The sequence below is a fragment of the Rhodococcus quanlei genome, from assembly GCF_055231015.1.
Map to the genome: position 1 here is coordinate 52,106 of NZ_JBUYWD010000007.1, position 18,973 is coordinate 71,078.

At 64.8% G+C, this 18,973-nt stretch carries 16 protein-coding genes; 7 read left to right on the forward strand and 9 right to left on the reverse strand.

Annotation, left to right across the window (positions count from 1 at the left end):
* The first annotated feature begins 41 nt into the window (after nucleotides 1–41).
* Nucleotides 42–1,409, forward strand: coding sequence for a PhoH family protein (locus tag ACZI8Q_RS05585; RefSeq protein ID WP_463372511.1), 1,368 nt, complete (start codon nucleotides 42–44; stop codon nucleotides 1,407–1,409).
* 100 nt (nucleotides 1,410–1,509) lie between these two features.
* Here the strand turns inward: ACZI8Q_RS05585 and ACZI8Q_RS05590 are convergent, their stop codons facing one another.
* Entirely contained in the window at nucleotides 1,510–3,126 is a 1,617-nt protein-coding gene (locus ACZI8Q_RS05590; protein WP_463372512.1) for a serine hydrolase, read from the reverse strand.
* A gap of 151 nt (nucleotides 3,127–3,277) precedes the next feature.
* Between ACZI8Q_RS05590 and ACZI8Q_RS05595 the strand changes: the two genes are divergently transcribed.
* Nucleotides 3,278–4,156 (forward strand): acyl-ACP desaturase, encoded by an 879-nt coding sequence (locus tag ACZI8Q_RS05595; RefSeq protein WP_463372513.1) that lies wholly within the window; start codon nucleotides 3,278–3,280, stop codon nucleotides 4,154–4,156.
* A 52-nt stretch (nucleotides 4,157–4,208) separates the two neighbouring features.
* Here the strand turns inward: ACZI8Q_RS05595 and ACZI8Q_RS05600 are convergent, their stop codons facing one another.
* Together ACZI8Q_RS05600 and glpX are read right to left on the reverse strand one after the other, a co-directional pair.
* Entirely contained in the window at nucleotides 4,209–5,615 is a 1,407-nt protein-coding gene (locus tag ACZI8Q_RS05600) for a class II fumarate hydratase (RefSeq protein WP_463372514.1), read from the reverse strand.
* Between the two features lie 92 nt (nucleotides 5,616–5,707).
* Nucleotides 5,708–6,745: a class II fructose-bisphosphatase gene (gene glpX / locus ACZI8Q_RS05605; protein WP_463372515.1), complete on the reverse strand. Its 1,038-nt coding sequence runs from the start codon at nucleotides 6,743–6,745 to the stop codon at nucleotides 5,708–5,710.
* 164 nt (nucleotides 6,746–6,909) lie between these two features.
* Here glpX and ACZI8Q_RS05610 point away from each other — a divergent pair, with 164 nt between their 5' ends.
* Nucleotides 6,910–7,476: a DUF4245 domain-containing protein gene (locus ACZI8Q_RS05610; RefSeq protein WP_463372516.1), complete on the forward strand. Its 567-nt coding sequence runs from the start codon at nucleotides 6,910–6,912 to the stop codon at nucleotides 7,474–7,476.
* A gap of 86 nt (nucleotides 7,477–7,562) precedes the next feature.
* On the opposite strand, the gene ACZI8Q_RS05615 is transcribed toward ACZI8Q_RS05610, so the two are convergent.
* The 3 genes from ACZI8Q_RS05615 to ACZI8Q_RS05625 are packed head-to-tail and all read right to left on the reverse strand — an operon-like array spanning nucleotide 7,563 to nucleotide 9,719.
* Nucleotides 7,563–7,796: an exodeoxyribonuclease VII small subunit gene (locus ACZI8Q_RS05615; protein WP_463372517.1), complete on the reverse strand. Its 234-nt coding sequence runs from the start codon at nucleotides 7,794–7,796 to the stop codon at nucleotides 7,563–7,565.
* Between the two features lie 4 nt (nucleotides 7,797–7,800).
* Nucleotides 7,801–9,057, reverse strand: coding sequence for an exodeoxyribonuclease VII large subunit (gene xseA, locus ACZI8Q_RS05620; RefSeq protein WP_463372518.1), 1,257 nt, complete (start codon nucleotides 9,055–9,057; stop codon nucleotides 7,801–7,803).
* Nucleotides 9,054–9,719, reverse strand: a complete 666-nt coding sequence (locus ACZI8Q_RS05625) for a lipid droplet-associated protein (RefSeq protein ID WP_463372519.1) — start codon at nucleotides 9,717–9,719, stop codon at nucleotides 9,054–9,056. Before ACZI8Q_RS05625 ends, xseA begins: the two co-directional genes overlap by 4 nt.
* A gap of 131 nt (nucleotides 9,720–9,850) precedes the next feature.
* Between ACZI8Q_RS05625 and ACZI8Q_RS05630 the strand changes: the two genes are divergently transcribed.
* Nucleotides 9,851–10,864 (forward strand): 4-hydroxy-3-methylbut-2-enyl diphosphate reductase, encoded by a 1,014-nt coding sequence (locus ACZI8Q_RS05630; protein ID WP_463372520.1) that lies wholly within the window; start codon nucleotides 9,851–9,853, stop codon nucleotides 10,862–10,864.
* Between the two features lie 21 nt (nucleotides 10,865–10,885).
* Here ACZI8Q_RS05630 and ACZI8Q_RS05635 read toward each other — a convergent pair whose 3' ends face one another.
* Complete coding sequence (locus ACZI8Q_RS05635) at nucleotides 10,886–11,788, reverse strand: DUF6542 domain-containing protein (protein ID WP_463372521.1); 903 nt, start codon at nucleotides 11,786–11,788, stop codon at nucleotides 10,886–10,888.
* Nucleotides 11,789–11,811: 23 nt separating this feature from the next.
* Nucleotides 11,812–12,975: a DNA recombination protein RmuC gene (locus ACZI8Q_RS05640; protein WP_463372522.1), complete on the reverse strand. Its 1,164-nt coding sequence runs from the start codon at nucleotides 12,973–12,975 to the stop codon at nucleotides 11,812–11,814.
* 100 nt (nucleotides 12,976–13,075) lie between these two features.
* On the opposite strand from ACZI8Q_RS05640, the gene ACZI8Q_RS05645 reads away from it, so the two are divergent.
* Complete coding sequence (locus ACZI8Q_RS05645) at nucleotides 13,076–14,281, forward strand: metallophosphoesterase family protein (RefSeq protein ID WP_463372524.1); 1,206 nt, start codon at nucleotides 13,076–13,078, stop codon at nucleotides 14,279–14,281.
* The gene (locus ACZI8Q_RS05650) at nucleotides 14,278–17,259 is read left to right on the forward strand and encodes an AAA family ATPase (protein WP_463372525.1); all 2,982 of its coding nucleotides are present in this window, start codon (nucleotides 14,278–14,280) and stop codon (nucleotides 17,257–17,259) included. Before ACZI8Q_RS05645 ends, ACZI8Q_RS05650 begins: the two co-directional genes overlap by 4 nt.
* On the opposite strand, the gene ACZI8Q_RS05655 is transcribed toward ACZI8Q_RS05650, so the two are convergent.
* Entirely contained in the window at nucleotides 17,206–18,423 is a 1,218-nt protein-coding gene (locus ACZI8Q_RS05655) for an AI-2E family transporter (protein WP_463372526.1), read from the reverse strand. The genes ACZI8Q_RS05650 and ACZI8Q_RS05655 overlap by 54 nt on opposite strands.
* A gap of 150 nt (nucleotides 18,424–18,573) precedes the next feature.
* Here ACZI8Q_RS05655 and ACZI8Q_RS05660 point away from each other — a divergent pair, with 150 nt between their 5' ends.
* The gene (locus tag ACZI8Q_RS05660; RefSeq protein ID WP_463372527.1) at nucleotides 18,574–18,945 is read left to right on the forward strand and encodes a hypothetical protein; all 372 of its coding nucleotides are present in this window, start codon (nucleotides 18,574–18,576) and stop codon (nucleotides 18,943–18,945) included.
* Nucleotides 18,946–18,973: the final 28 nt, after the last annotated feature.

Here is an 18,973-nt window from a genome sequence, read left to right on the forward strand (position 1 = left end):
CCGAAGTCGCCGCGGGTGCCGCAGCGTCCTAGGAGCCTCACGTGACTGCTACACGCTCCGTCTCATCCCGCACCGGACGCTCGGCGTCTGCCTCTACGGAAGCTGGGGGTTCTGGAGTCCGGACCTACGTACTCGACACGTCCGTATTGCTGTCCGACCCCTGGGCTGTCACTCGCTTTGCCGAGCATCGTGTGGTGCTGCCATTGGTGGTCATCAGTGAACTCGAGGGGAAACGGAACCATCACGAACTCGGGTGGTTCGCCCGTGAAGCGCTTCGGATGCTCGACGATCTGCGCCTCGAGCACGGCCGACTCGACCAGAGCGTACCGATCGGTACCGAGAACGGAACCCTGCAGGTCGAGCTCAATCACACCGATCCTTCGGTGTTGCCGATCGGGTTTCGCACCGACAGCAACGATTCGCGGATTCTTGCGTGTGCGTTGAACTTTGCAGCAGAGGGCGCCGATGTCGTCCTGGTGAGCAAGGATATTCCACTGCGCGTGAAGGCAGGCGCGGTCGGCCTTCCAGCCGACGAATATCATGCGCACGACGTGGTCCCGTCGGGCTGGACCGGTATGTCCGAGCTGGATGTGGCCCCAGGCGACATCGACGACCTGTTTCGCGACGGGTCGGTGGATGTCGATGATGCACGGGATCTACCGTGTAACACCGGTGTTCGGCTGCTCAGCGGGACGTCGAGCGCGTTGGGGCGTGTGACGGCCGACAAGCGGGTGCAGTTGGTGCGCGGTGAGCGGGAGGCATTCGGCCTGCACGGGCGTTCCGCAGAACAGCGTATCGCTCTCGACCTGCTGCTCGACGACAGCGTGGGCATCGTCTCGTTGGGTGGCAAGGCCGGTACCGGAAAGTCGGCGCTCGCGTTGACCGCAGGCCTCGAGGCGGTGCTGGAACGGCGAACGCAGCGCAAGGTGGTCGTCTTCCGTCCGCTGTATGCGGTGGGTGGTCAGGAACTCGGCTACCTACCGGGTAGTGAGAGCGAGAAGATGGGGCCTTGGGCACAGGCCGTATTCGACACGCTCGACGGTTTGGCGAGTCCCGAGGTGATGGATGAGGTGATCAGCCGCGGAATGCTGGAGGTATTGCCGCTCACGCATATTCGCGGGCGTTCGCTGCACGATTCGTTCGTCATCGTCGACGAGGCGCAATCGCTGGAGCGAAACGTCCTGTTGACGGTGCTGTCTCGGCTCGGTACGGGCTCGCGGGTCGTGCTCACGCACGATGTCGCGCAGCGCGACAATCTGCGAGTGGGGCGACACGACGGCGTCGCTGCAGTCATCGAAAAGTTGAAGGGGCACCCACTTTTCGCACACATCACGTTGACGCGCAGTGAACGCTCGCCTATTGCGGAACTCGTGACGGAAATGCTGGAGGAGTTCGGTCCGACAGCTTGATTGCCCCATTCCCCGGCCAATGTCACACGCGTTCAGTTCAACTGAACGCGTGTGACATTGGTTGTTGGGGGGCGGGAAGGGGTTGCCGCTCGTGTCGGCGTCACCCTCGGTCGAATCGGCCGAGGCCGTCTTCATCGTAGTATTCGAGCGTCACGGCATCGTCGGTGAACGTGGCTTTCGAGATTGTTCCCGGTGCAGCATTCTCATTCGACACGGCGAACGTGAACGTGTTGGCATCCCAGTGAGTGAGGCTGCGCCGCTCGGCATCGGGGCCCAACACCAGAGCCAGCCGGCTGTCCGCTACCTCCACGCGTGCTGCTCCCCAGTACGGGTTCGCGTAGGTTCCCACATACGACGCGAGCGGTTCCGGGGGCGCCGGAGAATCGGGGGGTTGCTGCCCGACCAGCTCGCCTTCGGGCTCGTTCATCGCAGCGAAAGCATTCTCGTACAGTTGCCTCCAGTCCTCGCGGACCTCGCCGAACTGAACGAGATCGGCGAACTGTGCCGTGAGGGTTTCGGGTAGGCCGATGGGGCTGCCGTTGGTAAGTGCAACTATTGCAACATCGGCGGACGGAATGGCGACAAAATTGGATGCGGCACCGAGAAGGAAGCCGCCGGAGTGGCTGATCACGGTGCGCCCGGCTGCACTGTTGGAAACATTGAAACCGTACCCGTAAGTGCCGGCGCGAGATTCGGGCGAACGTGACGGACTGGACACGATTCGAGACGTGACCGCGGGTAGCAATGCATCGCTGTCGACGATGGTCCGACCTTCGAATGTGCCGTCGCCGAGCAGCATGGTCAGCCATTTCGCCATGTCGACGACGGATGAACTGGCACCTGCCGCGGGAGATTGGGCGTCGGGCGCACGAACGGCGTCGTGGATGTACTTGCCGTCGATCAACTGGTGTCCCACTGCATGGTTGGGCGCGGCGGCGAAATCTGCGTACCGGGAACTGGTGGAGGTCATGCCCAGGGGGCCGTAGAGGGCGTCCTGGGACAGTGTTGCCCAATCGGTGCCCGCGGCCGCGGCAACCGACTCCGCGGCGGCCGTGAGACCGAAGTTCGTGTACTCGTAAGTGCTCCGGAACGGACCGAGGGGCAGCATCCTCAACCGCTCGAGGACCTGCTCCCGGTTGTAGCCCAAGTCTTCGAGTCGGTCGCCTGCATGATCCGGCAGACCTGACCGGTGCGCGTACAGATCACCGACGGTGACGTGATCGCTCACCCAAGGATCGTTCAACTCGAACCACGGCAGGTGCTCGGCGACCGGAGTGTCCCACTCGACGGTTCCCTCACCGACCTCGTGTGCGACGACCGTGGCCCCCAAAGACTTCGAGACGGACGCGATCTGGAAGACGGTGTCGGCATCGACCTCCTCGTCGGTACCTGTCTCCCGGACGCCGAACCCCTTTGCGTAAACGGTCGTTCCGTCGTGCACAACGGCAACAGCCATCGCGGGAACTCCGGAATCGGTCATGAGTGTGTCGATCAGTCCGTCGAGCTCTGCCACGGCGTCGTCGATCTGTCCGGATGGAATGTCGGCGCCGGCGACGGCGGCCGGGTCTGTCGGCGCCGAGACGCCGCCGGGTGCCGTACTGCTGTCGGACACCGAGTCGCTGTCGGATACTGCATCACCGTCGACGCAGCCGGTCGCCAGTGCGCCGGTCAGAGCGAGTGCACAGGGAAGCATACGCAGTTTGCCGAGTCTGTACATCGATAGCTCCTGAGCCTCGGTCGAGACGCCGTCGCCCCCGGCAGATTCAGCTTAGCGGGAACTGCCCGCTGACCTGGAAGTTTTGTTTCAGGTTCGACCCGGGTGAGACCTGGGTCTCGCACTGGTCGCCTCGGACGGCTACGGTATTCGGATGCCGACCGACATCCACGATTCCCAGCTCGAGTTCGACGATGTGCAGTTCCTGAAGAAGCTCGAACCTGCAGCGCAGGAGAACCTCGAGCGACACATCGCCGCCGCCGACGGTTGGCAGCCACACGACTTCGTGCCGTGGGAGCGCGGCCGCAACTTCGCATTCATGGGTGGCGAAGACTGGTCCTCGGAGCAATCGCAGCTCAGTGATGTCGAGGCTTCGGCGCTCACGGTGAGTGTTCTGATTGCGGACAATATGCCGAGCCATCACCGTGAACTGGCACATGCCTTCGGTTTGAGCGGCCCGTGGTGGACGTGGGTCGGTCGCTGGACTGCCGAGGAGAATCGTCAGTCGATCGTGCTGCGGAACTATCTCGTTCTGACGCGCGCCGTCGATCCGGTCGCGCTCGAGCGCGACCGGATGGACCATATGGTTCGCGGTTTCGATCTGCCGTCGATGCACCTGGCGGAGATGCTGGCTCACTCGGCGTTCGAGGAGGCTGCTGCTGCCGTGCGTCACCGCAACACTGCGCGACTCGGGTCGGACCCGATGGTGGCAGCGATCACCGAGCGCATCGCGCAGGACGACGAACTCCAGGCCACGTTCTTCAGCAACCTCGTTGCGGCGGCACTCGACATCGCACCCGATCAGACCGTGCTTGCGGTGGCGTCCGCCGTCGACGCGTTCGAGGTGCCACGGGTGGAGTTGCGGGACGGGTCGGACAGCACGTCCCGCCTCGCCGAGGCCGGAATCTACGATCCGGCACGGCAGAACGAGGACGTGTTCGCGCCTCTGCTGCGTGAATGGAAGATCGCCGAGCGGACCGGGCTGGGCGCAGACGCAGAGAAGGCACGTCAGAAGCTCGCCGCACTGATCTGAACGCGCCCTGCTCCGAGCCGCAGCGGCTCGGAGCAGGCCGGATCAGATCGGGTCAGTCCTTCTTCACCTTCGCCATGGCCAGCACGTCCAGGCGTTGGTCGAGTTCTTCCTCGCTGAGTGTGTCGCCGACCAGACCACGATCGACGACGGTCTGCCGGATGGTCTTCTTCTCTTTCAATGCTTCCTTGGCGACAGCTGCTGCCTCTTCGTAGCCAATTGCCGAGTTCAACGGCGTCACGATGGAGGGGGACGACTGCGCGAGCTCTCTCAAATGCTCTTCGTTGGCGACCAACCCGGAGACGCATCGGTCCGCGAACAGGCGGGAGACGTTCGCGAGGAGGGTGAACGATTCGAGGATGTTGCGTGCCATCATCGGGATGTAGACGTTGAGTTCGAAGGCGCCACCGGCACCGCCCCAGGCCACCGCGGCATCGTTGCCTACCACCTGCGCGGCGACCTGGGTGACGGCCTCCGGCAGAACCGGGTTGACCTTCCCCGGCATGATCGACGATCCGGGCTGCAGGTCCGGGAGCTGGATTTCGCCCAGGCCGGTCAGTGGACCTGATCCCATCCACCGAATGTCGTTGGCGATCTTGGTCAGGGACACGGCGATGGTGCGCAACGCGCCTGATGCTTCCACCAGGCCGTCACGGGCGGCTTGCGCCTCGAAGCTGTCGGTAGCGGAAACGAGCGCGTCGATTCCTGTCGATTCGACGAGCGCGGCGACCACTTTCGGCCCGAATCCGTCCGGGGCATTCAAACCGGTGCCCACGGCCGTGCCACCGATGGGGAGTTCACCGAGCCGAGGCAAGACGGCTACCACGCGGTCGATGCCGGCTTCGATCTGGCGTGCGTACCCACCGAACTCCTGTCCCAGGGTGACCGGCACGGCGTCCATGAGATGGGTGCGCCCGGACTTGATGACGGTGCGCCATTCGGTCGACCTGTCCAACAGGGCGAGTCGGAGATGATCCAGGGCCGGTATCAGCGTGGTGACCGCGGCTTCCGTGGCGGCGACATGCGTTGCGGTGGGAAACGTGTCGTTCGACGACTGCGACATGTTGACGTCGTCGTTGGGGTGCACCTCGACCCCGTTGGCTTTCGCGATCGAGGCGATGACCTCATTTGCGTTCATGTTGGAGCTGGTACCCGAACCGGTTTGAAAAACGTCGATGGGGAATTGGTCGTCGTGCTGACCGTCGGCGATCTCGTCGGCGGCCGCGACGATCGCATCGGCCTTGGCGGCCTCCAGCAATCCGAGGTCTTTGTTCACCCTGGCGCAGGCGGCCTTGAGCAGACCCATCGCGCGAATCTGGGTACGTTCGAGAGGCCGTCCACTGATCGGGAAGTTCTCGACGGCGCGCTGTGTTTGCGCACGCCACAATGCGTCGACGGGCACCCGAACCTCGCCCATCGTGTCGTGCTCGATGCGGTACTGCTGCTCGTTGTCGTCGCCCATGAATTCGAGGATGCCACCAATCGGGCTCCCTATGTGGTCCTACCGGGTGTCGGTCCGGCGTTCGGAGTGGCCGGACCGGCACCCGGGGACGGTCAGAAGCTGGGCGGAATCGCGCGGTCGTCGCCGTCGAAGTCGACGGACGAGTACTCGCGCAGCTTTTCGAGACGGTGGTACGCGTCGATCATGCGGACGGTGCCGGACTTGGAACGCATCACGATCGACTGGGTCGACGCGCCGCCGCCGTAGTAGCGAACGCCACGCAGCAGGTCGCCGTCCGTGACGCCGGTGGCGCAGAAGAAGACGTTGTCGCCGGAGACGAGATCCTCGGTGGTCAGCACGCGGTCGAGATCGTGTCCGGCGTCGATGGCCTTCTGGCGTTCCGCGTCGTCGGTGGGGGAGAGTCGGCCCTGGAGAGCGCCGCCCATGCATCGCATCGCAGCTGCGGCGATGATGCCTTCGGGGGTGCCGCCGATGCCGATCAGCATGTCGGTTCCCGAATCGGGGCGCGCCGCCGCGATCGCGCCCGCGACGTCGCCGTCGGAGATCAGGCGGATGCGGGCACCGGTATCCCGGACCTGCTGGATCATCTCAGCATGTCGTGGGCGATCCAGGATGCACACGGTCACGTCCGACACGGACGCTTTGCGGACCTTGGCGACACGCTTGATGTTCTCCGACACCGGAGCGGTGATGTCGACGACGTCGGCGGCCTCCGGTCCGACGGCGATCTTCTCCATGTAGAACACAGCCGACGGATCGAACATCGCACCACGTTCGGCGACAGCGAGCACTGAGATGGCGTTCGGCATGCCCTTCGACATGAGGGTGGTGCCGTCGACGGGGTCTACCGCAAAGTCGCAATCCGGCCCGTCTCCGTTGCCGACCTCTTCGCCGTTGAACAGCATCGGGGCTTCGTCCTTCTCGCCCTCACCGATCACGACGACACCGCGCATCGAGACGCTGTGGACGAGCTTGCGCATGGCGTCGACAGCCGCTCCGTCGCCGCCTTCCTTGTCGCCACGCCCAACCCAGCGGCCGGCGGCCATCGCTCCCGCCTCGGTGACTCTGACCAACTCGAGCGCGAGGTTACGGTCGGGAATCTCGCGGCTACTCGACGTGCTGGCCGTCATGGGCGGTGCCTCCTGATGAAGTCACGGTCGATCACGGTTGATCGGCCGTTTCTGGTCGAATTCTTCGGCGATTGTCCCAGAAGGCGGCCGCGCGTCCTACCGCTGGGTCGCATTTCACAGCACCGAGAATCGGCGTGGGGACACCCAACCTGGATACTGGGGGTGTGGCTTCTGAAAAACCTCGTATTCTGCACAACAACCGCGACATGGTGTGGTCTCTCGCGCCGCTTGTGTTGTTTTGCGTGATCATCGCGGGAATCGCTAGTCAGTGCACATTCAGTCCCGGTGGGCCGACCGCCGGCCCGATCCCGGAATTCGATCTGGATGCGGCCCTGGACTACGACGCGAAAGAACTCGACTTTCCGATTCGGAATCCGGGTGTACCCGAAGAATGGACACCGAACTCGGGCAGTCGCGCCATCGTGGACGGCGGGGATGCGAGCACGGTCGGGTTCATCACCCCCGCCGGCCGCTATGTTCAGCTGACTCAGACCAACGCCGACGAGACACCGCTGGTGGCCTTCATCGCCGGCGAGCCACGCACTGCGACGGGTACCGAGGAGGCCGGCGGCCACAGCTGGGTCGTCTACGGCGGTGAGGGTGTCGAAGCGATCTGGGTTTCCGACTTCACCGATACCCGGATTGCCGTCACAGGTAGCGGTTCGGAAGAGGAATTCGAGAAGCTGGCAACCGCGGTGGGCGAGGCCCAGCCACTCGAGCCCGAGGCCTAGTCACTCGAGCCCTAGGCTTAGTCACTCGAGTCCGTGGCCTCTGTGAGTGGGGGTGGAGTCCAGAGACTCGCTACCCACTCACAGGGTTATTCGTCGCCTTCATCCGAGTGTGTGATCGCCTTTTCCACACGCGTGCGCGCCCCGGCGAGATGCTCTTCGCAGCGCTTCGCCAATGCCTCGCCGCGCTCCCACAGGGACAGCGACGCGTCGAGGTCGAGTCCGCCCTGTTCGAGGATCTTCACCACATCCACCAGTTCGTCCCGCGCGGCCTCGTATCCGAGCTCTGCCACCGGCGTAGGGGTGTCGTGGTCGTCGCTCATCTGGTTACTTGTCCTTTCCCATCACCGCGGCGCGGACGGCGCCGTCGGCAACTCGTACACGGATCTGTGTACCCGGCGGGGCGTCGTCGGTCGAACGCAGCACTTCGGGATCCCCGTCGGGGAGGATGCGCTGGACGACGGCGTAACCGCGGGCGAGGGTGGCAGCGGGTCCCAGGGTGGTCAGGCGGGCCCGCAAGTGTTCGACGGTGGTGCTCTCCGCAGTGATCGCGCGCGAGATGTCCCGTCGTCCGGCGGTGCGGAGTTGGTCGATCTCGTCGGCGCGGTCGTCGATACCGCGCCAGGGTGAGGCGAGTACGGGGCGGCTCCGCAGCTGGCTCACGAGATGAGTCTCCCGCTGCACCCAACTGCGCAAAGCTGCGGCACTGCGCGCCTGCAACTCGGTGACCAGAGCCTGCTCCGCGACCGCGTCCGGCACGACACGTTTGGCCGCGTCGGTCGGCGTCGCCGCACGCAGGTCCGCCACGTGGTCGGACAGCGGACTGTCCGGCTCGTGGCCGATCGCGCTGACGACCGGGGTACGGCAGGTGACGATCGCACGACACAGGGCTTCGTCCGAGAACGGGAGGAGATCCTCGACGCTGCCGCCGCCCCGCGCGAGGATGATGACGTCGACGCGGGGGTCCGCATCGAGCTTCTTCAGCGCCTCGAGGATCTGTGGTACCGCAGTCGGGCCCTGGACCGCGGTGTTGTGCACCTCGAATCGCACGGCCGGCCAGCGACGTTGCGCAACACTCAACACATCCTTCTCGGCGGCACTGGCTCGCCCGGTGATGAGGCCGACAGTCCTCGGTAGGAACGGCAGTGGGCGTTTGAGACGCGAGTCGAACAGGCCTTCTGCAGCCAGCAGTGACCGAAGCCGTTCGATTCGAGCGAGGAGTTCGCCTACGCCCACTGCGCGAATTTCGGTGGCACGCAACGAGATACTGCCGCGACCGGTGTAGAACGACAGTTTCCCGAAGACCACGACGCGACTGCCCTCGGTGAGCGGCACTGGGCAGTTTTGCAACAACTGGGGCGAACACGTCACGGTCAGCGACATGTCCGCGGAAGGGTCACGCAGGACGAGAAACGCGGTGCGGGTACCAGGGCGAGCGTTGATCTGGGTCAGCTGACCCTCCACCCAGACGCTGCCGAGCCGATCGATCCATTGCGCGACCTTCATCGACACCGTGCGAACCGGCCACGGCGCTTCTGCGGTGCTGGCCCCTGAACCTGTCGAGCGAGACTGGGCGTTGGTCACTTGGCCTTGGCGCTGGTGATCCGGTTGGTGAGCATCGTCTCGAACGGGGCGCGCCCCTGAGTGGCGTTCTCGTATTCGAGAAGGGTGGTGAGGTCGTCCACCGAGAGGTTACGTAGGCGTGCCCGCAACTGGGCCAAGGTGAGGGTCCCGTAGTCGAGGTAGGTCGCGATCTCCGGTTCCTTCACCTTCTTGGGGTTCGCTGCCGACTTGGATGCTGGGGGCTTTGCCGTCGTCGTGTGCTTGGTGGATTTCGTCCCGGCCGACTTCGATGCGGCCGGCTTGGACGACTTGGCGCCATTCGATTCCGGCGTCGGCGTCGGGGCCTTGTCGTCGGGGCCCAGCGAGTACAACGCGAAGCGACCCTGCGCAGCAGGTCGAGCGGCCTCGGTCTCGGCAGTGGTCGAAGGTTCGGAATCATCCTCGTCGAACGATGCCCACGCGGGCTGCTCTTCGTCGTGAGTCCAGTGCAGGAGCGCGAACGCTTGGTCGCCCTTGATGGCGAGCGCCGTCATCGACTGCTGTACGTGCATGGTCGTCTGAAGGACCTGACTGACCGCGGTCATCGGCAAAGTTGTTGCTGTAGTCGGAAGGCGACGTGCTTCCTCGACCGCAGTAACAGCGAGTCCAGCGGCGACGCGCGCCGCAAACGGGGGACGAATCATGCCCACAGCCTGCCTGAATCGGCCGCATTTTGGTAGCCGACGGGCCCACAGCCGTGTCGAACAGCCGTGTCGGACAGTTGACGCAAGCGGCGAAAGTGTTGCGGACCGGGCACGACCCGTACCCTGGGGGCATGTCTACGGCTGTTCCGCTCAATGTTGGGATCACACGTTCGGCAGACGCGGGTTCCGCGCGCCCGGAAGGGGCGAAGCGCGTGCTGCTCGCCGAGCCGCGTGGTTACTGCGCGGGCGTCGACCGGGCGGTGGAAACCGTGGAGAAGGCCCTGGACAAGCACGGCGCCCCGATATACGTACGCAAGGAAATCGTTCACAATCGGCACGTCGTGGAGACTCTGCGCGACCGCGGTGTCGTCTTCGTCGACGAGACCGACGAGGTGCCCGAGGGTGCGCTGCTGGTGTTCTCGGCCCACGGCGTATCGCCGATGGTGCACGAATCAGCGGCACACCGCTCGCTGCGCACGATCGACGCGACCTGTCCGCTCGTCACCAAGGTGCACCAGGAAGCGAAGCGCTTCGCCCGGGACGACTACGACATCCTTTTGATCGGTCACGAAGGGCACGAGGAGGTCGAGGGCACGGCAGGTGAGGCTCCCGAACACGTGCAGTTGGTCGACGGCCCCGATTCCGTCGATGCGGTACAGGTACGCGACGAGTCCAAAGTGATCTGGCTCTCGCAAACCACCCTCAGCGTCGACGAGACCATGCAGACGGTAGCCCGCCTCCGTGAACGCTTCCCCGATCTGCAGGATCCGCCGAGCGACGACATCTGCTACGCGACGCAGAACCGTCAGGTGGCGGTCAAGGCGATGGCACCCGAGTGTGACTTGGTCATCGTGGTCGGGTCACGCAACTCCTCCAATTCCGTCCGTCTCGTGGAGGTGGCTCTGGGTGCGGGAGCCCGCGCTTCTCACCTGGTCGACTACGCGAAAGAGGTCGATCCCGCCTGGCTCGAGGGCGTTCGGACGGTGGGGATCACGTCCGGTGCGTCGGTTCCGGAGATTCTGGTGACCGGGGTGATCGACCTACTGGCCGAGTACGGATTCCACGACGTCCAGTCGGTGACGACCGCGAACGAAACCTTGGTTTTCGCACTGCCGCGTGAATTGCGGGCGGCCCGCACGAGCTGACCGTCTGCGAGTCCGAACATCTCAGGGACGTTCGGACTCGAACGGCGGTTCGTACCGGTCTCTGTAGCGCACCTGAGGAATCGGGTGGGCAGGGACGTCGGCGGCAGTTCTCGGGCGTTGGCGCGCCGTCTGGGGTGCTTCACGGGACGCTCGTGCCTGAGGCGGTGGTGGCATCGGGGCACCACGATCTGGGTATCGGCGCCCGGACGCGGAGGGATCGCGCCGCTGCGGCGCGGCGCGACGAGGCGTGTCGTCAGCGGGCCCCGTCCGCCGACGACGGGCAGCCGTCGGTTCCATCGAGGTCTCACGGCGCGGCGCGGCATCGCCGACCGGCTGCCGTGGTCTGGGCGCGCGGTTTCGGGTGGTCTGCGAACGTGGGGTCGGCTCGGCGCTTCTGCGGGCTTCCGGACGCGCGCGTCGCGGTGTTGCACTCTCTCGGTTCGTCCGTGATCCGCGGCGTCTGTCCGACGCGCGTGCGGGACCGCTTCGGCGTTGCTGCAGCAGGAACAGGCGCGCTCCACAGATGGCCAGGACCACCACGGTCGCACCCAACATCACCGGGAATCGATCGACCAGCGGATAAGCAACGTTGAACGCCACGTTCTTGATTCCGGACCCCATACCGGGGCCGACGACGCTCTGCGCAATGGGTACCGCGACGATCAGGAGCAGCGGAGGCTGAACCATTGCGGTGAACAGTGCACGGTTGCTGGCTGCCGCGCCGGCCAGGACGCAACCGAGGAAGTACAGGGTGGAGAAGGCCGCGGTGAGCTCCGAACCTCGCGCAGCGTCCATGAGGAAGCCGAGGGTTGTGAGACCGGCGCCGAACAATACGACGCCCCACCAGGGAAGACCGGGCGCCGACGCGACAATCGACTGCTTGTCGAGCGGCACCCCGGAGCGAGCACGTTGGGTTGCAGACACACATCGACAGTAGCGGCATCTGGCTAACTAGCCTCGTTGGCGTGACCGGGCGAGGCGGAAAGATCGGCGAGATTGGTGCGCCGTGGCCATGAATCGACAGCTCTGACCTCGGAGATCTCCCCTTCGTACAGATCGAGATCGTTCAATTTTCGTGCTGTGACGGTGACACGCGACTCCATCGAGGCAACAGTGGAGTTGAACGAGTCGACGGCCTTACCGAGTTGGCTGCCCAATTTGTCGAGATGACCACCGACGGTGCCGAGTCGGCCGTACAACTCGCGTCCGAGCTGGTGAATCTTGGCTGCATCCTCGGAGAGTGCTTCCTGACGCCAGGTGTGCGCGATGGTGCGCAGTAGCGCGATGAGAGTGGTCGGAGTGGCCAGGATCACGTTCCGTGCGAACGCGTGTTCGAGCAGTTCGGAGTCTGCGGTGAGCGCGGCATCGAGAAACGGATCGCCCGGCACGAACAGGACCACGAACTCGGGCGTCGGGTCGAACGATTCCCAGTACTGTTTGTCTGCCAATTGGTCGACATGAGTGCGAAGGTGCCGGGCGTGTCGGGCAAGGTGTCGTTCCCGGGATTCCGGGTCCTCGTCCTGGGCAGCGTCGAGGTAGGCGGCAAACGGGACCTTCGCGTCGACCACGATCTGCTTACCGCCGGCGAGGTACACGAGTAGGTCGGGGCGCACACCTTCCTTGCTCACCTGGGTGTCGAAATCGCAGTGCCGCACCATTCCTGCAAGTTCTACGACACGCTCGAGCTGAATCTCGCCCCAGCGGCCACGAATCTGGGGGGCTCGAAGTGCGGTGACGAGCTGACCGGTTTGCGACGACAGTGCCTGGGACGTCCGGTACATCCCTTCGACCTGCTGGGTGAGCCCCGCGTAGGCGCGTAGACGGTCTCGTTCGACGTGGTCGACCTGTTGTGCCAGCGCTCCTACGGCTTCGTGGAGCGGACCCACCAGTCGTGACACCTGGTCGCCGATTGCTCCCGAATGACGGCGGGCGGAATCCTCGTTGACCGCCGTCAACGACTGGCGCAGCAATTTTTCGTTCTCTTTCAACGCGGACAGTTGTGCCTCGGCGCGTGCAGCCCGCTCGCCCGCTCTCGAGGCGTGCAGAAGCCACCCGACCACTGCTCCCAGGACGAGGGCCGCCGCCATTCCCAATGCAGTGAGTGCACTCATGTGACGCATGATGCAGCACCCCACCGACAGAAAGTGTGGGACGCACCACGTGATGTCGCGTCCCGAGTCTTGTCGGTCCGTTCCTCTACCGTTTCCGGACATGAGGATCCTGCACACTTCGGACTGGCACGTCGGCCGCACGTTCCACGGCGTCGATCTGCTCGCCGATCAGGCACGGGCGCTCGAGGCCATAGCTGCGCTCGTTGCGGAGCAGTCCGTCGATGTCGTGGTGCTGCCGGGAGACGTGTACGACCGATCCATTCCCAGCGGAGATGCCGTCATCGTCTGCAACAAGGGCTTCGAGGCCATCCGCGCTGCAGGTGCGGTCATCGTCGCCACGTCGGGAAATCATGATTCCGCCGCCCGCCTCGGTGCGGGTGCAGCGTTCTCCGGTGCGGGTGGTCTGCACTTGATCACCCGGGTCGATCAGATTTCCGTTCCGGTTCGTCTCGAGGACGAGTACGGTCCTGTCGCGTTCTACGGCATTCCCTATCTCGAGCCGGAGATCACCCGAGTGCAGTTGGACGTCCCGACTGCACGATCGCACGCGGAAATCCTCGATGCCGCCATGTTGCGGGTGCGTGACGACCTGGCCGGGCAGGAGGCGGGAACGCGGTCGGTGGTACTCGCGCACGCCTTCGTGGTCGGCGGCGAGGCGAGCGGTTCCGAACGGTCGATCTCGGTCGGCGGCGTCGAGACAGTCTCGGCTTCGGCGTTCGAGGGCGTCGACTACGTTGCGCTCGGGCATCTGCACTCGCCGCAGACGCTTACCGAGACCGTGCGCTACTCGGGTTCCCCGTTGCCGTACTCGTTCGGGGAGAACTCGCACCACAAGGCGGTGTTCCTGATCGATCTCGACCACAATGGCGTCTCCGACGTACGGCAGGTCGATCTTCCCGTGGTTCGTGGCCTGAGTCGATTGACCGGGTCGCTCGAGGAGTTGGTGAACGACGAGCAGTTCGCGTTTGCCGAGGACCACTACGTCTCGGCAACGCTCACCGACGAGACTCGGCCGGTCGATGCGATGCGGGCACTGCACACCCGGTTTCCGTACGCAGTGCACCTCGAGTGGCAGCGCCCGGACGGTCTCGCGGATCTGCGGTACCGCGAGAAGGTGCGTGGGCGCAGCGACGTCGACGTTTCCCGTAGTTTCGTCACCGACGTGCGCAGCGATCCCACGGCCGGCGAGCTCCGGCTGATCGAGGCCGCCCTGAGTTACGCAGAACGCGATGGGGACGCACGGGTCGGCGAAGAACAGAACGCATCAGTTCTGGACGCGACTGCTGCTTTGGATGTCACCGCATGAGGCTTCACCATCTCACGGTCACCTCGTTCGGCCCGTTCGCCGACACCGTCACCGTCGACTTCGATCGCCTGGGCGCTGACGGATTGTTCCTTCTGCACGGGCAGACGGGCGCAGGAAAGACTACGGTCCTCGATGCTGTCGCCTTCGCGTTGTACGGCACGGTCCCAGGGGCTCGGCGCGAGGGCAAGCGGTTGCTGTCCGACCACGCCCCGGCGGGGGCGGTACCGCGGGTCGAGCTCGAGGCCACTATCGGCGGCCGACGTTTACGGCTTGCGCGCAGCCCCGAGTTCACGCGGCCGAAGAAGCGTGGGTCGGGGTCGATCGTCGAGAATGCGAAGGCGACACTGACCTGGCTCGACGGTGTGGGAGAGAATCTTTCGCGAATCCCCGACATCGCCGACGAGATCGGACGACTGTTGGGAATGAGTGCCGACCAGTTCTTTCAGGTGGTGTTGTTGCCACAGGGCGAGTTCGCCCGGTTCTTGCGTGCGGACAACGAAGACCGGGGTCGGCTGCTCGAGAGGTTGTTCGACACCAAGAAGTTCGGGACGGTGGAGGAATGGTTCGCCGCACGTCGTAAGAGCAGTCAGCGTGAGCTGTGGGACGCCGAACATGAGGTCGATCTGCTGGTCGCCAAGATCGGTGCGGCCTCGGGCCTGGAGGTAGGAGCAGACGCCGACCCTGTCGGGTGGGCGACGAAGCTGACAGCGCAGCTGGCCGAGACGCGCGACGTGCAGAACGAAGAGCTGGCGAAAACGAAGGCTGCCGCTGCTGCTTCACACGAGACGCTATCCGAGGCGCACCGCGTCCTCGAACTTCACACCCGCCGTGAGCGGGCCCGAGCCGAGATCGAGCGCTACGAAGCCGATTCGGCGGTGCACGCCGGTCTTCTCGCAGAACTGGACGCGGCTCGGCGGGCGGAGCCTGCAGATTCGATCTCCGACGATCTCGCGCATGCACGTACCACCGCGGACGAGGCCACCCGTGCCATGGAGGAGGCTGGGCGGGTACTGCGAGGCATCGTGGGTAGTGAGCAGTTGTTTGCAGAGTTGTCCTGGCCACCGAAAGAGGAAGAACGTGAGGTCGTTCGGCTCCGCATCCGAGGGTGGGGCGACGAAGTCGTTCGACTCGACGCGGCATTGGAGGACGAGCGTGCGCTCGAATCGTCCACGCGCTCGCTGAGCGAGCTACGCAGAACGAGAGACACGTGTTCGGCCGTAGCCGCAGACGTGGCGTCGGAACTCGACGGCCTCCCCGCGCGGTTACGGAAGGCCGAGGAGGAATGGGAAGCGGCGCGGCGGGCCGAGGAAGCGTTGGGTGCGCTGGAGTCGCAACACACGCGAGCTGTCGAAGCGGAGGCAGCGGCTGTTGAACTGCGCGGTCGCCGAACAGAACTCGCTGCCGCCCAGAAGGAAGCGACGGCTGCCGAATCAGGGTACCTGGACGCACGTTCGCGCGTTCTTGACCTGCGTGAACGTCGGATCGCCGGCATGGCAGCAGAATTGGCTACGCGGCTTGTGGAGGGTGAGCCCTGCCAGGTATGTGGCTCGTCCGAGCATCCGCATCCGGCGCGAACGTCCGAGGGAACGGTCACAAAAGCGGACGAGGAGCGCGCCGTCGCGGCCGAACGATCGGCCGACTCGGCCCGCACCGGTGCACAGGCCGCGGTGACGACCATCGAACGCGCCATCGCGGTACTCGAGCAGCGTGGTGGTGACGGGGACCTCGACGAGCTTTCGGCTGCAGCGGCTTCGGCGAAGACGGCGTTGGCGGCGACACAGGATCTGGCCGGGAGCGTTCGGGAGAAGCGGGCTCGACTCGACGATACGAAAGCGTCCGAGTCGGCGCTGTCCGGGCGTGCCCGAGAACTCGGTCTCGAGGGGGCTGCGCTGGACGAGAAGATCGCCGCGACGAGTAGAGAGTCGGAAGAACTGCGGGAAAGTGTCGATAGTGCTGCCGGTGACGACGGGAGTATCGCGTCGCGGCGTCGGCGAATTCATGCGCTCGTTACGGGTGCATCGAAGTTTTCGGATCTACGCGATGCTGCCGTGGCCGCGGAGTCGGCTGTCGCCACGTTGGTCCGCAAGGCCGACTCGGCGGCCGGAGATGCTGGATTCGCTGACGTCGCCGACGCGCTCGCCGCGGTGCGGTCGACCGAGTGGCAGGCAGAGACTCGGACGCGACTGGAGGCCGACCGCGACAGAGAGGTCGCGGCGCGAGCGGTTCTTGCAGAAGTCGACATCGTGGCTCTCGGAGACGGTCGGCCGCCCTGCGTCGAGGATGCGAAATCAGTGCACGCCGCGAGGACTGCGGCGGTGGATGCGGCCGTCGCCGATGCATCGGAAGCGGAACGCCGGTTGCAGGACGTGGAGCGGCACGCTGCACAGTTGATCGAGGCAACCGAGCGTGTGGCGCCCAAACGCTCTGCACACGAGGAGTTGGCGGCTCTGACTGAGCTGGTCGCCGGACGTGGTCAAAATGCCCGCAAGATGTCGTTGCGGTCGTACGTTCTCGCGGCACGTCTCGAAGAGGTCGCGTTGTCCGCTTCGGTGCGGCTGCGTCGAATGTCCGGGGGACGTTACGAATTCGTACACAGCGATGAGGCCGGCCCGCGCGGTAAACGCGGAGGACTCGGGCTCGACATTCGTGACGACTACACGGGGACGGTGCGTTCGGCGAAGACTCTGTCGGGTGGCGAATCGTTCCTTGCGTCGTTGTCGTTGGCATTGGGGCTCGCCGACGTCGTTGCCGCCGAATCCGGGGGAGTGGTGCTGGACACCATGTTCATCGACGAAGGATTCGGCACCTTGGATGCGGACACGTTGGATTCGGTGATGTCCGTTCTGGACGAACTTCGAGACGGTGGTCGAGTGGTCGGCATCGTCAGCCACGTGGACGAGATGCGGCAGCGGATCCCGAGTCGGTTACACGTGATCCGCGGACGGGCGGGATCGACTCTCGAGCTCGTCGCCGGCTGAGTCCGTTTCGTCGTCCTCTGCGCGGGCGGGCTCGGCTTCGTCGGCGTCGGGGAGGCCGTCTGCCGAACGTTCGTCGATCTGTTCGCTGAGGTACCGAACGAGCACAGCGGCAACCGCTGCGGTCGGGACGGCGAGGAAGGCGCCGACGATACCGAACACGGATCCGCCTGCGGTGACGGAGAGAAGAACCACCACAGCGTGGAGTTTCATCGTCCTGCTCTGCAGGATGGGTTGCAGGACGTTCCCTTCGATCTGCTGCACGGCAAGGATCAGTCCGAGGACGATCACCGCAGTAGTGAAACCGTTCGCGACCAGGGCCACCAGAACTGCGAGGGCACCGGCGACGAAGGCGCCGACGAACGGAATGAACCCACCGATGAACGTCAGAATCGCCAGAACCGGTGCAAGTGGCACTCCGAGGATCAGTAGGCCGGCACCGATGAACACGGCATCGATGAGGCTCACAAGAGCCTGAGTTCGAATGAATCCACCCAGGGTGTCCCACATGCGGACCAGCACCGTGGTGATGTGCTCGCCGGCGCGACGCCCACTGATCTGGTGGACCCACGGGATGAACCGCGGGCCGTCCTTGATGAAGAAGAAGGTCAGGACGAGAACGAGACCCATCGTCACGAGGAGGGAGCCCGCGGTACTCACGCCGGTGAAGACACCCGAGGCGATGGTGCTGGCGCTTTCCTGCACCTTGTTGACGATCGTGTCGATGCCGTTGTCGATCTGTTCGTCCTGCAGATTGATCGGCGGCCCCTTCAACCAGTCCTGTACCTGATTGATGCCCTCGGTGGCCTTGTTCGCCAGTTCGGGCGCCTGGTTCACGATCGCAGGGACGATGAGTGCGATGACGCCCGCGAAGATCGAGATGAACAAGATCAGGGAAAGAAGAGCCGCTGCTGCGGCCGGAACTCCCACCCGTCTCATGACTCGGGTCGGCGGCCACAGCACTGTGGAGACGACGACAGCGAGGACAACCGGCAGGAGGATGACCCAGAACTTCTCGATGATCCAACCGAGTACGAAGGCGCCCAGGGCGATCGCGGTGAGTAACGCGGACCACTTGGCGAGCCACACGCCCCCTTTTCCGATCAGGTGACCACGATCGGGTTCGGCTGGTTGCTCGGTGACTGTCACCGTTGCCTGCTCGCTCACAGATGATCGTCCTTCCGCGGGTGGGCCGTGCGTGTGACACGTCCGGCGAATCCGATGCTACTGCCGAGTCCGGCGGAGTTTCGGTAGTGGCGTCTGCCGACGTTGTCGAATCCGGTTCGGCTCGCGGCGATTGCCGCTTACGATCCGCGTATGAAACGTGCGCGGGGTGTCGGTATCGGTATCGTGGCGGTCGTGGTTTGTGTGCTCACGGCCTGCGGCTCCGGGGGAGACGCGGACGACGAGCGCAGCGCGATCGCGTCGTCGGTGAACGCCGCGATGGACGATGCCAAGGCTGCGGTTTTCGTGGCGGCCTATCGGGGTGCCTTTGCCGGACTGGCGGAGGGGCGTTCGGACGAGGACATCACCTCGGTTCTCCACGAGACGTGTATCGATCTGCAGTCTTCGGTCGAACCGCAGGAAGCCCAGGAGGAGATCAAGTCGCGGTCCGAGAACAACGGAACCGAGCCCACCGACAATCAGGCGCGCCAGATCTACGAGATGGCGAAGGTTGCCTGCCCCTGATCGGGTGGTGGCGCCCTGCGCGGAGGCC

What these genes read in the sequence shown, in the direction of transcription:
- ACZI8Q_RS05590 (WP_463372512.1), bottom strand. Translation starts at nt 3,126, where the DNA reads ATGTACAGACTCGGCAAACTGCGTATGCTTCCCTGTGCACTCGCTCTG.
- ACZI8Q_RS05595 (WP_463372513.1), top strand. Translation starts at nt 3,278, where the DNA reads ATGCCGACCGACATCCACGATTCCCAGCTCGAGTTCGACGATGTGCAG.
- ACZI8Q_RS05600 (WP_463372514.1), bottom strand. Translation starts at nt 5,615, where the DNA reads ATGGGCGACGACAACGAGCAGCAGTACCGCATCGAGCACGACACGATG.
- glpX (WP_463372515.1), bottom strand. Translation starts at nt 6,745, where the DNA reads ATGACGGCCAGCACGTCGAGTAGCCGCGAGATTCCCGACCGTAACCTC.
- ACZI8Q_RS05615 (WP_463372517.1), bottom strand. Translation starts at nt 7,796, where the DNA reads ATGAGCGACGACCACGACACCCCTACGCCGGTGGCAGAGCTCGGATAC.
- ACZI8Q_RS05625 (WP_463372519.1), bottom strand. Translation starts at nt 9,719, where the DNA reads ATGATTCGTCCCCCGTTTGCGGCGCGCGTCGCCGCTGGACTCGCTGTT.
- ACZI8Q_RS05630 (WP_463372520.1), top strand. Translation starts at nt 9,851, where the DNA reads ATGTCTACGGCTGTTCCGCTCAATGTTGGGATCACACGTTCGGCAGAC.
- ACZI8Q_RS05640 (WP_463372522.1), bottom strand. Translation starts at nt 12,975, where the DNA reads ATGAGTGCACTCACTGCATTGGGAATGGCGGCGGCCCTCGTCCTGGGA.
- ACZI8Q_RS05645 (WP_463372524.1), top strand. Translation starts at nt 13,076, where the DNA reads ATGAGGATCCTGCACACTTCGGACTGGCACGTCGGCCGCACGTTCCAC.
- ACZI8Q_RS05650 (WP_463372525.1), top strand. Translation starts at nt 14,278, where the DNA reads ATGAGGCTTCACCATCTCACGGTCACCTCGTTCGGCCCGTTCGCCGAC.
- ACZI8Q_RS05660 (WP_463372527.1), top strand. Translation starts at nt 18,574, where the DNA reads ATGAAACGTGCGCGGGGTGTCGGTATCGGTATCGTGGCGGTCGTGGTT.